Source organism: Streptomyces sp. NPDC085900 (assembly GCF_044540925.1).
In the GTDB taxonomy this organism is placed as follows: Bacteria; Actinomycetota; Actinomycetes; order Streptomycetales; family Streptomycetaceae; genus Streptomyces; species Streptomyces gilvifuscus.
The window spans coordinates 17310-30344 of sequence record NZ_JBITSP010000026.1; the positions used below are offsets into that span (position 1 = coordinate 17310).

A 13035-nucleotide genomic window follows, 5' to 3' on the forward strand; every position below is an offset into this window, starting at 1 on the left:
TGGGTGCGGGTGGGTGCGCGACCCGGCGCGACGGGGTGCCGCCTCTCCGTGGGTCGGGTGCCGCCCCAGGCGGCACCACTGCCCGCAGGCTGCGCGCGAAGGGGCTGCAAGAGCGCCGACGTTCCGTCGGCAAAGGGGCCCCCGGGCCGGGCGTAGCGTAGAGGTATGACGAAGTACGGATCCTTTCCCGGTACGCGTCCCCGGCGGCTGCGCACCACCCCCGTCATGCGCCGTATGGTCGCCGAGACGCGGCTGCACCCGGCGGACTTCATCCTCCCGGCGTTCGTGCGCGAGGGTGTCAGTGAGCCCGTGCCGATCGCGGCGATGCCCGGGGTCGTGCAGCACACCCGGGACAGTCTGAAGAAGGCGGCGGCCGAGGCCGTGGAGGCCGGGATCTCGGGGATCATGCTCTTCGGGGTGCCGGAGGAGTCGAAGAAGGACGCCTTCGGCACTCCCGGCACCGACCCCGACGGAATTCTGCAGGTCGCCATCCGGGACGTGCGGGCCGAGGTCGGTGACGACCTGCTCGTCATGTCCGACCTGTGCCTCGACGAGACGACGGATCACGGTCACTGCGGGGTGCTGGACGAGCAGGGCCGCGTGGACAACGACGCGACGCTCGAGCGGTACGCCGAGATGGCCCAGGTGCAGGCGGACGCCGGCGCCCATGTCGTGGGCCCCAGCGGGATGATGGACGGTCAGATCGGTGTCGTCCGGGACGCGCTCGACCAGATCGGGCGGGAGGACGTGGCGATCCTCGCCTACACCGCCAAGTACGCCTCCGCGTTCTACGGGCCGTTCCGGGAAGCCGTCGGCTCCTCGCTGCGGGGCGACCGCAAGACCTACCAGCAGGACCCCGCCAATGCGCGGGAGTCGCTGCGGGAGCTGGCGCTGGACCTGGAGGAGGGCGCCGACATGGTGATGGTCAAGCCGGCCGGGCCCTACCTGGACATCCTGGCGCGGGTCGCGGACTCCGTGGACGTGCCGGTGGCCGCGTACCAGATCTCCGGCGAGTACTCGATGATCGAGGCCGCCGCCGAGAAGGGCTGGATCGACCGGGAGCGGGCCATCCTGGAGGCCCTCACCGGCATCAAGCGGGCCGGCGCGCAGAACATCCTCACGTACTGGGCCACCGAAGTGGCGCAAAGGTTGCGCTGATCCGGGCTACGGATGGGGATACGTCAGGCCTCGAATCGGCCACCGACCGGCATCGGAACGTGATCGGTTCGGCAACGGTAGCAACTCGGATTCGTGAACTGGCGTCCCCCTTCCCGCGTTTTCCCCCGGTCTGTGAGGGTTTTGGAACCGACCCGCAGTGGATCTGTCCGAAAAGTGCTCAACCGGTGCGTGCGCGTACCGAATTGACGAGTTCTCGTCAGTGTCCCTACCTTCTGCGCCTGGCCTGATCCGTTCCGGATGGTCCGAACGTCGATCCCTGGGGGACACAAGTGAGCTGGTTCATCGAGGCACTGAAGAAGTACGCCGTGTTCAGCGGTCGCTCGCGCCGCAAGGAATACTGGATGTACGCGCTGTTCGTGGGCATCATCTACGTGGTTCTGGCCATCATCGCCGCCGCGTCGAAGACCCCGGCCCTCTTCATCCTCCTCGGCATCTTCTACCTCGGCATCCTGCTGCCCAGCCTCGCCGTCAGCGTCCGCCGTCTGCACGACACGGGCCGCTCCGGCTGGTGGCTGCTGATCGGGCTCGTCCCGGCCGTCGGCGGCATCGTGCTGCTGGTCTTCACCTGCCTCGACAGCCAGCCGGGTGCGAACCAGTACGGCCCGAACCCGAAGGAAGCGCCTGTCGCGTACGCGGGCTGATCACCGCGCCTCGAGGCCGTCCGGTCGGTGTTCCCGACCGGACGGCCTCTTCGCGTGCTCGGGGACCGGATGCCGCAGCGGCTGCGCGTGACCGGTCGCCGGGCCCTCGTCCCGCACCCCGGTGCCGTCCTTGCATCCCGTCACCGTGAGCGCGAGGAGCGCGAGGGCGGTGGCGGCGAGCAGACGGCGGGTGCGGGGGGCTCGGGCGGACATGGCGGTGCGGGCCTTTCCGTGGGGGTGCTGGGGGTGCCGGGGCCGGCGGTGCCCAGCCTGAGCGGTGATCTCCATGCGGCGCCACACCTCGCGCCGGATTCGGGACGACGATCCTGTGGGACCGCCTCTGACCTGCGGAGACGCTGCGTCCCGCGGGGGTGCCGTGGGACGCCTTCCGGGGCCTTCCCCGGCTCGTCCCGCGACCCGTTGCCGTGAGTCGTGCGGTCGGGCACCATCAACTCCGCTCGGGAGTTAGCTTGTTGACGACCGCCCCTACTCTTCAGGGAGACGCCCGTGCCCGGTGACGCGTTGAGCCAGGACCCCGCGCTGCTCAGAGGACGTATCGACACCACCAAGGCGCATCCCGCCCGGGTCTACGACGTCTTCCTCGGCGGCAAGGACAACTACCCGGTCGACCGCGCCGCGGCCGCCGCCGCGCTCGCCGCCAACCCGCGCGGCTACCTCGACGTACGGCACAACCGCGACTTCATGCGCCGCGCGGTGACCCGGCTGGCGGGCGAGCAGGGCATCCGGCAGTTCCTCGACATCGGCACCGGACTGCCCACCGGGGAGAACGTCCACCAGATCGCCCAGGACATCGCCCCCGAGTCACGGATCGTGTACGTCGACAACGACCCGGTGGTCCTGGCGCACGCCCGCGCCCTGCTCACCAGCAGCCCCGAGGGCCGTACCGACTACGTCGACGCGGACCTGCGCCGGCCGGACGAGATCCTCGAACAGGCCGCCAAGACCCTGGACTTCGGTGAGCCGGTCGCGCTGCTGCTGGTGGCGATCCTGCACTTCGTCGAGGACGCGGAGGCCTACCCGCTGGTGCGCGAGCTGATGGAGGCGTTGCCGGCCGGCAGCCACCTGGTGCTCAGCCACCTCACCGACGAGATGCACCCCGAGCCGGCGCGGGCGGTCCAACGCACCTACACCGAGCGGGGGTTCACCTTCGTGTTCCGCTCCGCGACCGAGGTCGAGCGGTTCTTCGACGACACCCCGGGGGTCACCCTGGACGAGCCGGGCGTCGTGCCCGTCCACCGCTGGCACCCGGGCCCGGCGCCCGCTCCGCCGGCCGTGGAGGAGGCGTACTTCGACTCCCTCGACGACATCGAGAAGATCCGCTACCGCGACATCAACGACGTGACGGACGACGACATCAACGTGTACGGGGCGAGCGGCCGGAAGGCCTGAGACGGGTGATGGCGTCCGGATCGCGGAATGCCGCGTGTAGAGGGCATCTTTCTTTCTAAGCTGCGGCCACGAGCCTTGGCAGAGGGAGCCGCACCATGACCGTCGTCCCACCCGTCTCCGTCCCTGTCCCGCTTCCGCCGCTCGCCGCGCGGGCCCGGACGGTCGGCGGTTCGCCGGTACGGGACATCCTCGCCGTCACCGCCCGCCCCGAGGTGATCAACTTCGCGGGCGGGCTGCCGGCGCCGGAGCTGTTCGACGCGGAGGGGATCGCGGAGGCTTTCCGCGCGGTGCTGGCCGAGGACGCCGGGCGGGCGCTGCAGTACTCCACCACCGAGGGCGAGCCGGTGCTGCGGGCGGCACTGGCCGGCCGCATGTCGGCGCGCGGGCTGCCCACGGACGCCGACGACGTCCTCGTCACCACGGGCTCCCAGCAGGCACTGTCCCTGCTCGCGGCGGCCCTGCTGGAGCCCGGCGACACGGTCCTGGTGGAAAGTCCCTGCTATCTCGCGGCACTTCAGGCCTTCGGCCTCGCCGGCGCCCGGATCGTGCCGGTGCCCGGCGACGAGGAGGGCGTGGACCCGGTGGCGCTGGAGGAACTCGTCCTCCGCGAACGCCCGAAGCTGCTCTACACCGTCCCCACCTTCCAGAACCCGACCGGCCGCACCATGCCGGCCGGCCGGCGGGCCGCGATCGCCGAGGTGGCGGAGCGGCGCGGGCTGTGGATCGTCGAGGACGACCCGTACGGCGAACTCCGCTTCGAGGGCGAGCGGGTGCCGTGGATCGCCTCCTACGAGGGGGCCGCCGAGCGGGTCGTGCTGCTCGGCTCCTTCTCCAAGGTCATGGCTCCCGGCCTGCGCCTGGGCTGGCTGCGGGCGCCCGCCGGGCTGCGCCGGGCCTGCGCGGTCGCCAAGCAGGCGGCCGACCTGCACACCCCGACCGTCAACCAGCTCGCCGCGGCACGCTACTTGGCCGAGCGGGACCTGGACGCGCACGTCGCCCGGGTCGCCGGGGTCTACCGCGAGCGGCGGAACGCGATGCTGGCGGGCCTGGCGGACGCGCTGCCGATCGGCTCGACGTGGTCCCGCCCCGAGGGCGGCATGTTCCTGTGGGCCCGGCTCCCGGAGCCGTACGACACGACGGCCCTGCTGCCCCAGGTGGTCCGCCACGACGTCGCCTACGTGCCCGGAGCCCCCTTCTACGCCGGCACCCCCGACCCCACGACCCTCCGCCTGTGCTTCGTGACCCAGACTTCGCAGGAGATCGGCGAGGGCCTCAGGAGGCTGGGGGAGGGGCTGCGGGCGGTCTGACGGGTTCCTTCGCCTCGCCGGGCGGCTGTTCGTAGAGTCGGGGCATGGTGCATACGGGGAAGTTCGACCTTGACGTCTACCTTCGGAAGATCGGGTGGGAGGGGGAGCCGGGGGCCGATCCGGGGACCTTGCGTGGGGTGCATCTCGCGCATCTGCGGGGGATTCCGTTCGAGAATCTCGATGCCCTGCGGCGGGTGGCGCCCTCGCTGGAGATCGGGGACCTGGTGGCCAAGTTGGTGGACGGGCCGCGTGGGGGTTACTGCTACGAGCACAACACCCTGTTCGCGGCCGCGCTGGAGGCGCTGGGGTTCGGGGTGACCCGGCTGGCGGCGCGGGTGGTCGTGGGGGCGGACCGGATCGAGAGCCGGCCGCGTACCCATATGGCGCTGCTGGTCGAGGTGCCGGGGCAGCCGGGGCCGTATCTGGCCGACGTGGGGTTCGGGGCGATCGGGGCGCTGCTGGAGCCGGTGCCGCTGGTCGCCGGAACGGAGTTCGAGGGCGCCGGGCGGCGGCACCGGCTGGTGACGGTGGAGCATCCGGGGCCGCTGGAGCTGTGGGTGCTCCAGGCGTACGGCGAGGAGAGGGTCGGTGTCGCCTCCGACGGGCCCTGGCAGGCGCAGTACGCGTTCACCCTGGAGCCGTTCGAGCACGCCGACTTCGAGGTCGTCAACTGGCACATCGGCACCAACCCGCGGTCGCCCTTCACGCAGCGGCTGTACGTGCAGAGCGTGAGCGCCGAGCGGCATCTCCTGCTGCACGGCCGGGTGCTGACCGAGACGCGGGCCGACGGTGCCGTGTCCGAGCGGGAGTTGACGGACGAGAGCGAAGCCCGGCGGCTGCTGGAAGCCGAGTTCGGGATCGTCGTGCCCGACGGGACGGCGCTGTTCGGGTGAGCCGGCCGGTCAGTCCCACCAGAAGTGCCAGGACCGCCGGCCGAGGAGCTGTTGTCCGGCGTATGCGCTGAGGGTGCCGGGGCCCTGGAGGACGTTGTCCGGGCAGAACGCGAAGTGCTCGGCGGCCAGGGCCTCCGCCTCGGCGGGCGTGGTGGGCGGCGCGGCGACGGAGACCAGCAGGTGGGCGAAGCCGAGGGCGACGACCCGTGCGCCGTAGCGGTCCTCCCAGGAGCGGAGCACCGCGCAGAGCCGGGCCACGTCGTCGTCGTGGTTCGCCGGGCCCGTCCAGCCGATCGCCGCGGGGATGTCCGCGCTGCGGCGGGCCGGGACGAGAGCGAGCCGGGGCTCCTTGAACGAGCCTGTGCCGCCCGCGACAACGGCCTCAGCGAGCGTGGAGGCGGCGGCGTCGGGGGCGGTGACGTCCACGGCGGCCGCCAGACCCGGCCACTCCTCGCCGTCCGCCGCGCACTCCTCCCAGTGCTCCGCCAGCACGTCCTCCGGGTCGTGGTCACCGGGGTAGGAGACCTCGCCGGGCGCCAACTCCCAGGCGCTCGGCCCTCCGAGGTCACCACCGGCCTCGACGAGCACGGGCAGCAGACCGGCCGCAGGCGCGGTGCGCTGCAGCGCCTCCCAGCCGCCGGGCGCCGCCTGCTCGTCCGCGAGCCACAGGAGGGGTTCGTGCCAGGGCCCCTCGACGGTCTCGTCGACCAGTCGGCCGGGAGGCAGGGCGAGACCGAGGGCGCCGAGACGGGGGAGCGGGTTGGGAAGTGTCGCCATGCCGGTGACTGTAGGGGCAGGCACTGACAACGGCCGCACCGGCCGCCCACTGAACCGTCAGCGCAGCGCGGAGGCCATGACGGTCGTCACCACCGCGCGGACGGCCGAGGCGTCCGGCGCGGGGCTCTCCCGGTCCGCGTACAGCAGGTGCGCCGCGCCGAGCAGGGTGGGGGCGAGTACGGCCGGATCGGCGCCGGGCGCGACCCGGCCGAGATCGCGTTCGACGGCGAGGTAGGAGGCCAGCATCGCGGCCGCCTCCGTCAGCAGCGGGATGCCGGCCGCGCAACCGGCCGCCCGCAGCCGGGCGCGCAGCTCGTCACGGGCGATGACCAGGCTCACGACGGCCACCCCGACCGCGTCGAACACCTCGGCCAGGGCGCCGGTCAGGTGGTCCGTGACGGAGCCGGTCCCGGCGGCGGCCCGCAGGCCCGCGGACACCGCGTCCAGCCGTCCGATACGCCCGAGCACCAGCTCCGCGAGGAACGCGTCGAAGTCCGCGAAGTGCCGGTGCAGCACCCCCTTGGCGCACCCCGCCTCCGCGGTCACCGCCCTGCTGGTCAGCGCGCCGGGGCCGTCCCTCAGCAGGATGCGCTCGGCGGCGTCGAAGAGCTGCTGGTGGGGGTCGCGGATGGCCACTCCGGTCGGCATGCGGTCCTTCCCGTACGAAGCGAGTGGGCGGGCGCCCATTGACGAGTGGGCGACTGCCCACCCATAGTGGGCGCATGCCCACTTTACCGTCCTCCGAGGGCACGCCCGAGCCCCACCGCAGCCGCGACATCGCCGAGTCCTTCGGCACGGACGCCGAGCGCTACGACCGGGCCCGCCCCCGCTACCCCGAGGCCCTGATCGCCCGCATCGCCGCCACCGCCCCCGGCCCCGACCTCCTCGACGTCGGCTGCGGAACCGGCATCGCCGCCCGGCAGTTCCAGGCGGCCGGCTGCAAGGTCCTCGGCGTCGAACCGGACGCCCGGATGGCCGAGTTGGCGCGACGGCGCGGCACGGACACGGAGGTGGCGACGTTCGAGGACTGGGAGCCCGGTGAGCGCCGCTTCGACGTCGTGGCCGCCGCTACCGCCTGGCACTGGGTCGACCTCGCCGCGGGCGCGGCCAAGGCGGCGCGGGTGCTGCGGCCGGGCGGCCTGCTGGTCCCGTTCTGGAACGTCGCCGAGACCCCGCCCGACCTCGCGGAAGCCGTCGCCGACGCCGCCGAACGCGTCATGCCGGACTCCCCGTTCGACTTCCGGGCGATCCTCACCCGGTCCATGATCGACGGCTACCAGGTCTTCCTCAGTCGGGCCGCCGACGCCATCCGGGCGGCGGACGGGGCGTTCGGCGAGCCAGAACAGTGGCGGTACGACTGGGAGTTCACGTACACCCGCGACGCCTGGCTGGACGTCCTGCCCACCCAGGGCGCCTTCACCCGCCTGCGCCCCGACCGACTCGCCGAGATCCTGGAGGCGGTGGGCGCCGCCATCGACGCCCGCGGCGGCACGGTCACGATGCCCTACGCGACGCTGGCGCTCGTCACCTGCTCGCGGTGAAGGCGGCCCAGGCGGCCGGAGTGACGCGGAGGGTGGGGCCGGTGTCCGCGGGGTTCTTGGAGTCGCGGATGTGGATGGTGTGGGGGGTGGTGGCGACTTCGAGGCACTGGCCGCCTTCGCTGCTGCTGTAGGTCGACTTGAACCACTGAAGTGCGGTGTTCATGGCTCTCCTAGCAGACGATCCAGCAGGCATCTTGAGTCCTCGATGGTGAGGGCCTGTGTCCGCAGCATCGCATACTTGCGGGTGAGGATGGACACCTCATCGGGGTCGGAAACCCACTGGCTGCCGCGTTGTGACTCGGTGTAGGCGAGGTGCTGATGGTCGGGCGTCTCAAGGAGGGTGAACGGGCCCGCGTCGCCCGCGTGACTCGTGCGATTCAGCGGCAGGATTTGCAGTGACAGGCACGGGAGTTCGGAGCACTCGCGCAGGAAGCGCAGCTGTTCTCGATGGACTTCGGTTCCTCCCGTGGGCATGAGCAGCGCCGGTTCCCAGACCACGAAGCTCAGGGTCGGAGGGAACCTGCGGTGCAAGATCTCCCGCCGGTCGATGCGAGCGGCGACCTTGGTCTCCAACTCGTCGGCCTCGTAGGGCGGGACACGCCCACTGAGCAGAGCGTGAGCGTAGGCCTCGGTCTGCAACAGGCCGGGAACGACCGCGTTGTCGTACCAGGACAGCGCAATCGCCTCCCGCTCATGCTCCATGTACAGCTCCGCCCACATCGGGAACTGGTCGATCTCCGGCAGGTTGGCCACGCCCGCCGGCAGCGTCCCCTTGGTCTGGAGGATCTCGTCCAGCGCTGTGGCCAGGTCCGGCTTCAGAGTCCGTCTGCCCTGTTCGATCGACGCGATCGTCTCCTCGTCGACCCTGACGAGTTCGGCGAGGGCGCTCTGCGTGAGGCCCGCGGCGCGACGCGCGGCGCCGAGCTGCTTGCCCAGCATCTTCATGGACGTGAGGTTCTTCGGCCGCGGCGGCCTCCTGGCGCTCATGCAGGTCTCCATCCCCCTCGACACGCGTACGTCACCCGGTGCGAACCCGTACAAAAAATCTGTACGGGTTCACGGAGTGATCAACGGTAGTCACTCTCCGCGACTCTCGTCCTGTGAACGACAGGACTCAACTCCCCTGCGTGCGCGAGCGGTTCCTGCGCCGCGAGCGCCGATCGGTGCAGGCCGCGCGGCGGTTCACGGCCGAGAGCCTCACCGGCTGGGACCTCGCCGGGACGGACCGCGCCGACGACGTACTGCTCTGCGTGAGCGAACTGGTCACCAACGCCCTGCTGCACGGCGTCCCGCCCGGCCGCCACTCGCGGCTGCTGCTGCGCTACGACGGGCGGGTGCTGGGCATCGAGGTGCACGACAGCGGCCCCGGCGTGCCCCGCGTCGTGGACGACGGAGACACCGGGGCCGAGGGCGGTCGCGGACTGCTGCTCGTCGCAGCGCTGAGCGACAAGTGGGGTGTGCGGGAGCGGGAGTTGGGTAAGGCCGTGTGGTGCGAGTTCCTCTGCGACCCGCTGCCCGCTCCTGCCGTCAGAGGCGCTCGGGCGTCCTGATGCCCAGCAGGGCCATGCCCTGGTGCAGGGTGCGGGCCGTCATGTCGCACAGGAACAGACGGTTCTCGGCGACGTCCTTCGGCGGTGCCGGCTTGATCACCGGGCACTTGTCGTAGAACGACGTGAACAGCGTCGCCAGCTGGTACAGGTACGCCGCCAGCTTGTGCGGAGCGTACTCCGCCGCCGCCTCGAAGACCGTGTCGCCGAACGCGTCCAGGTGCAGGCCCAACGCCCGCTCCGCCGGAGCCAGTTCGAGCTCGGGGTGGGCCGCCGGCCTCGTCTCGCCCGCCTTGCGCAGGATCGACTGGATACGGGCGTACGCGTACTGGAGGTAGACGGACGTGTCGCCGTTCAGCGAGACCATCTGGTCCAGGTCGAACTTGTAGTCCCGGTTGGGGGACGTGGACAGGTCCGCGTACTTCACGGCGCCGATGCCGACCTGTGCGGCCCGCTCCTGGATCTCGTCCTCGGTGAGGTCCTGGGCCTTCTCGCGGACGACCTCCGCCGCCCGCTGGACGGCCTCGTCGAGCAGGTCCTCCAGCCGTACGGTCTCGCCCTCACGCGTCTTGAACGGCTTGCCGTCCGCGCCGAGCACCGTGCCGTAGCCCATGTTGTGCGCGGTGACGCCGTCGGTCAGCCAGCCGGCCCGCCGGGCCGCCTCGAAGACCATCTTGAAGTGCAGCGACTGACGTACGTCCACGACGTAGAGGAGCGAGGTGGCGTGCAGGTCGGTCACCCGGTTGCGGATCGCCGTCAGGTCGGAGGCCGCGTAGCCGAAGCCGCCGTCCGCCTTCTGCACGATCAGCGGCACCGGCTGGTCGTCCTTGCCGCGGATGTCGTCGAAGAACACGACGAGCGCGCCCTCGGAGCGCACCGCGACACCCATCTCCTCCAGGAGGCGGGCGGTCTCCGGCATGCCGTCGTTGTACGCCGACTCGCCGACGATCTCCTCGTCGCGGATCCGCATGTCCAGCTTCTCGAAGACGGAGTAGAAGTAGACCTTGGACTCGTCGACGAACTGCTGCCACAGCTCCAGCGTCTCCTTGTCGCCGGACTGCAGGGCGACGACCCGCTTGCGGGCCCGCTCCTTGAACTCCTCGTCCGCGTCGAAGACGGCACGCGAGGCCTTGTACACCCGGTTGAGGTTGCTCATCGCCTGCTCGCCGTCGACGTCGGCCGCCGGGGCCAGCTCGCCGGGGTTCTCGAACAGGTACTGGATGAGCATGCCGAACTGGGTGCCCCAGTCGCCGATGTGGTGCCGGCCGATCGTCTTCTCGCCGGTGAAGTCGAGCATGCCGCGCAGCGCGTCACCGATGACCGCGGAGCGCAGGTGACCGACGTGCATCTCCTTCGCCACGTTCGGCTGGGCGTAGTCGATGACCGTGATGCCCGCGTTCTCCTTCAGCGGCACACCGAGCCGGTCGCCGTCCGCGTACCGGGCGGCGAGGTTCTCGGTGATCGCCCGGTCGGCGATCGTGAGGTTCAGGAAACCGGGGCCGGACACCTCGACGTCCTTGATCAGCTCGTCGCCGGTCGCCACCCGCGAGACGACCTGCGTCGCCAGCTCCCGCGGGTTCGCCTTCGCCTTCTTGGCGAGCGCCAGGATGCCGTTGGCCTGGAAGTCGGCCCGGTCACTGCGTCGCAGCAGCGGGTCCGCACCGGCGGCCTCCGGCAGGGTGGCCGAGAGGGCGGACGCGAGCTGCTGCTGGACGGAGTCGCTGAGGGACGTGACCGAGGCCATAGGAAGGGGTGCCGTTCTCCTCGTGGGAATGGATATACCCAGCCAGTATCCCATGGGGGGTAAAGCGGTTTTCCCGGTCGCACCACCGTCTGTGACAATGGAGCCTCACCCGTTCAGAAAGAAGGACGTGCCGATCGTGGCTCAGAGCACCGAGACCACCGACTGGGTCTCCCGTTTCGCGGATGAGGTCATCGAGGAGTCGGAGCGTCGGGCCCCGGGCAAACCGGTCGTCGTCGCGTCCGGACTCTCTCCCTCCGGCCCCATCCACCTCGGCAACCTCCGCGAGGTCATGACCCCGCACCTCGTCGCCGACGAGATCCGCCGCCGCGGGCACCAGGTGCGCCACCTCATCTCCTGGGACGACTACGACCGCTACCGCAAGGTGCCCAAGGGCATCGCCGGGGTCGACGAGGACGCCTGGGCCGAGCACATCGGCAAGCCCCTGACCTCCGTCCCGGCGCCCAAGGGGTCGGCATACCCGAACTGGGCCGAGCACTTCAAGGCCGCGATGACCGAGTCGCTGGCCGAGCTCGGCGTGGAGTTCGACGGGATCAGCCAGACCGCGCAGTACACCTCCGGCGTGTACCGCGACCAGATCCTGCACGCCATGCGGCACCGCGGCGACATCGACGCCATCCTCGACCAGTACCGGACGAAGAAGGCCCCCGCCAAGCAGCAGCAGAAGCCCGTCGACGAGGCCGAGCTGGAGGCCGCCGAGGGCTCGGGCGCGGCCGGCGAGGACGACGGCAGCGGCGGCTCCGCCGGGTACTTCCCGTACAAGCCGTACTGCGGCAACTGCGAGAAGGACCTCACCACGGTCACCTCGTACGACGACGACACCACCGAACTGACCTACTCCTGCACCGTCTGCGGCTTCTCCGAGACCGTCCGGCTGAACGAGTTCAACCGCGGCAAGCTGGTCTGGAAGGTCGACTGGCCGATGCGGTGGGCGTACGAGGGCGTCATCTTCGAGCCCAGCGGTGTCGACCACTCGTCCCCCGGCTCCAGCTTCCAGGTCGGCGGACAGATCGTCGGGATCTTCGGCGGCAAGCAGCCCATCGGCCCCATGTACGCCTTCGTGGGCATCAGCGGCATGGCGAAGATGTCCTCCTCTCGGGGCGGCGTGCCCACCCCTGGCGACGCCCTGAAGATCATGGAGCCGCAGCTCCTGCGCTGGCTCTACGCCCGCCGCCGCCCCAACCAGTCCTTCAAGATCGCCTTCGACCAGGAGATCCAGCGCCTCTACGACGAGTGGGACAAGCTGGACGCCAAGGTCGCCGACGGCAGCGCCCTCCCGGCCGACGTCGCCGCGCACGCCCGTGCCGTGGGCACGGCCGCCGGCGAGCTGCCGAGGACCCCGCGCCCCCTGCCGTACCGGACCCTCGCCTCCGTCGCCGACATCACCGCCGGACACGAGGACCAGGCGCTGCGCATCCTGAGCGAACTGGATCCCGCCAACCCGCTCGGCTCCCTCGACGAGGCCCGGCCGCGCTACGACAAGGCCGAGGCCTGGATCAACACGCACGTCCCCGCCGACCAGCGGACCATCGTGCGCGAGGAGCCGGACGCCGAGCTGCTGAAGTCCCTCGACGAGGCCTCCCAGCAGTCCGTGCGGCTGCTGCTCGACGGCCTCGCCGAGCACTGGTCGCTCGACGGGCTCACCCACCTCGTCTACGGCGTGCCCAAGGTGCAGGCCGGCTTCCCGGCCGACGCCACGCCCAAGGAGCTGCCGGCGGAGATCAAGACCGCCCAGCGGACCTTCTTCGCCCTGCTCTACCACCTGCTGGTCGGCCGGGACACCGGCCCGCGCCTGCCCACGCTGCTGCTCGCGGTCGGACAGGAGCGGGTGCGACGGCTGCTCGGCGAGTAGCCCGCGTCATACGAGAGGGGGCGGGGGGGGGGCCGGCCCCCCCCCCCCCCCCCCGGAATTAGGCGGGCGGGTGTTGGGGCCGACCTTAGCCGCGGGGTCGGGGGTGTGAAAGGTGTGCAAAGCCGG

At 71.2% G+C, this 13035-nt stretch carries 14 protein-coding genes; 8 read left to right on the forward strand and 6 right to left on the reverse strand.

The window, feature by feature from the left end:
- Window positions 1-165 precede the first annotated feature (165 nt).
- A complete protein-coding gene (hemB, locus tag ACIGDI_RS43245) occupies window positions 166-1158 on the forward strand; it encodes a porphobilinogen synthase (RefSeq protein WP_399908507.1) in 993 nt (330 codons plus the stop codon).
- A 290-nt stretch (window positions 1159-1448) separates the two neighbouring features.
- Window positions 1449-1820, forward strand: a complete 372-nt coding sequence (locus ACIGDI_RS43250; protein ID WP_399908510.1) for a DUF805 domain-containing protein — start codon at window positions 1449-1451, stop codon at window positions 1818-1820.
- On the opposite strand, the gene ACIGDI_RS43255 is transcribed toward ACIGDI_RS43250, so the two are convergent.
- The gene (locus ACIGDI_RS43255) at window positions 1821-2108 is read right to left on the reverse strand and encodes a hypothetical protein (RefSeq protein ID WP_200705413.1); all 288 of its coding nucleotides are present in this window, start codon (window positions 2106-2108) and stop codon (window positions 1821-1823) included.
- A 219-nt stretch (window positions 2109-2327) separates the two neighbouring features.
- Here ACIGDI_RS43255 and ACIGDI_RS43260 point away from each other — a divergent pair, with 219 nt between their 5' ends.
- The 3 genes from ACIGDI_RS43260 (at window position 2328) to ACIGDI_RS43270 (ending at window position 5430) form a co-directional block, all read left to right on the forward strand.
- The gene (locus tag ACIGDI_RS43260; RefSeq protein WP_399908513.1) at window positions 2328-3230 is read left to right on the forward strand and encodes an SAM-dependent methyltransferase; all 903 of its coding nucleotides are present in this window, start codon (window positions 2328-2330) and stop codon (window positions 3228-3230) included.
- A 95-nt stretch (window positions 3231-3325) separates the two neighbouring features.
- Entirely contained in the window at window positions 3326-4537 is a 1212-nt protein-coding gene (locus tag ACIGDI_RS43265) for a PLP-dependent aminotransferase family protein (protein ID WP_399908516.1), read from the forward strand.
- Between the two features lie 44 nt (window positions 4538-4581).
- Window positions 4582-5430 carry an arylamine N-acetyltransferase gene (locus ACIGDI_RS43270; protein ID WP_399908519.1) on the forward strand — a complete coding sequence of 283 codons (849 nt, stop codon included), beginning with the start codon at window positions 4582-4584 and terminating at the stop codon, window positions 5428-5430.
- Between the two features lie 9 nt (window positions 5431-5439).
- On the opposite strand, the gene ACIGDI_RS43275 is transcribed toward ACIGDI_RS43270, so the two are convergent.
- Complete coding sequence (locus tag ACIGDI_RS43275) at window positions 5440-6207, reverse strand: DUF4253 domain-containing protein (protein WP_399908522.1); 768 nt, start codon at window positions 6205-6207, stop codon at window positions 5440-5442.
- Between the two features lie 57 nt (window positions 6208-6264).
- Window positions 6265-6855: a TetR/AcrR family transcriptional regulator gene (locus ACIGDI_RS43280; RefSeq protein ID WP_399908525.1), complete on the reverse strand. Its 591-nt coding sequence runs from the start codon at window positions 6853-6855 to the stop codon at window positions 6265-6267.
- A gap of 74 nt (window positions 6856-6929) precedes the next feature.
- On the opposite strand from ACIGDI_RS43280, the gene ACIGDI_RS43285 reads away from it, so the two are divergent.
- Window positions 6930-7748 (forward strand): class I SAM-dependent methyltransferase, encoded by an 819-nt coding sequence (locus ACIGDI_RS43285; RefSeq protein ID WP_399908527.1) that lies wholly within the window; start codon window positions 6930-6932, stop codon window positions 7746-7748.
- Here ACIGDI_RS43285 and ACIGDI_RS43290 read toward each other — a convergent pair.
- Both ACIGDI_RS43290 and ACIGDI_RS43295 read right to left on the reverse strand, forming a co-directional pair.
- Entirely contained in the window at window positions 7732-7911 is a 180-nt protein-coding gene (locus ACIGDI_RS43290; RefSeq protein ID WP_399908530.1) for a DUF397 domain-containing protein, read from the reverse strand. The two genes, ACIGDI_RS43285 and ACIGDI_RS43290, sit on opposite strands and share 17 nt — an antisense overlap.
- Window positions 7908-8735, reverse strand: a complete 828-nt coding sequence (locus tag ACIGDI_RS43295; RefSeq protein WP_399908533.1) for a Scr1 family TA system antitoxin-like transcriptional regulator — start codon at window positions 8733-8735, stop codon at window positions 7908-7910. The genes ACIGDI_RS43290 and ACIGDI_RS43295 overlap by 4 nt, the downstream gene beginning before the upstream one ends.
- A 113-nt stretch (window positions 8736-8848) precedes the next feature.
- On the opposite strand from ACIGDI_RS43295, the gene ACIGDI_RS43300 reads away from it, so the two are divergent.
- Complete coding sequence (locus tag ACIGDI_RS43300) at window positions 8849-9298, forward strand: ATP-binding protein (RefSeq protein WP_399908536.1); 450 nt, start codon at window positions 8849-8851, stop codon at window positions 9296-9298.
- On the opposite strand, the gene argS is transcribed toward ACIGDI_RS43300, so the two are convergent.
- A complete protein-coding gene (gene argS, locus ACIGDI_RS43305) occupies window positions 9276-11039 on the reverse strand; it encodes an arginine--tRNA ligase (protein WP_399908539.1) in 1764 nt (587 codons plus the stop codon). The two genes, ACIGDI_RS43300 and argS, sit on opposite strands and share 23 nt — an antisense overlap.
- Window positions 11040-11166: 127 nt before the next feature.
- Between argS and lysS the strand changes: the two genes are divergently transcribed.
- Entirely contained in the window at window positions 11167-12909 is a 1743-nt protein-coding gene (lysS, locus tag ACIGDI_RS43310) for a lysine--tRNA ligase (protein ID WP_399908542.1), read from the forward strand.
- Window positions 12910-13035 lie beyond the last annotated feature (126 nt).

Bases quoted from the DNA above. Each gene is read 5' to 3' on its own strand.
- hemB (WP_399908507.1), top strand. From the start codon at position 166: ATGACGAAGTACGGATCCTTTCCCGGTACGCGTCCCCGGCGGCTGCGC.
- ACIGDI_RS43255 (WP_200705413.1), bottom strand. From the start codon at position 2,108: ATGGAGATCACCGCTCAGGCTGGGCACCGCCGGCCCCGGCACCCCCAG.
- ACIGDI_RS43265 (WP_399908516.1), top strand. From the start codon at position 3,326: ATGACCGTCGTCCCACCCGTCTCCGTCCCTGTCCCGCTTCCGCCGCTC.
- ACIGDI_RS43270 (WP_399908519.1), top strand. From the start codon at position 4,582: ATGGTGCATACGGGGAAGTTCGACCTTGACGTCTACCTTCGGAAGATC.
- ACIGDI_RS43275 (WP_399908522.1), bottom strand. From the start codon at position 6,207: ATGGCGACACTTCCCAACCCGCTCCCCCGTCTCGGCGCCCTCGGTCTC.
- ACIGDI_RS43280 (WP_399908525.1), bottom strand. From the start codon at position 6,855: ATGCCGACCGGAGTGGCCATCCGCGACCCCCACCAGCAGCTCTTCGAC.
- ACIGDI_RS43285 (WP_399908527.1), top strand. From the start codon at position 6,930: ATGCCCACTTTACCGTCCTCCGAGGGCACGCCCGAGCCCCACCGCAGC.
- ACIGDI_RS43290 (WP_399908530.1), bottom strand. From the start codon at position 7,911: ATGAACACCGCACTTCAGTGGTTCAAGTCGACCTACAGCAGCAGCGAA.
- ACIGDI_RS43295 (WP_399908533.1), bottom strand. From the start codon at position 8,735: ATGAGCGCCAGGAGGCCGCCGCGGCCGAAGAACCTCACGTCCATGAAG.
- argS (WP_399908539.1), bottom strand. From the start codon at position 11,039: ATGGCCTCGGTCACGTCCCTCAGCGACTCCGTCCAGCAGCAGCTCGCG.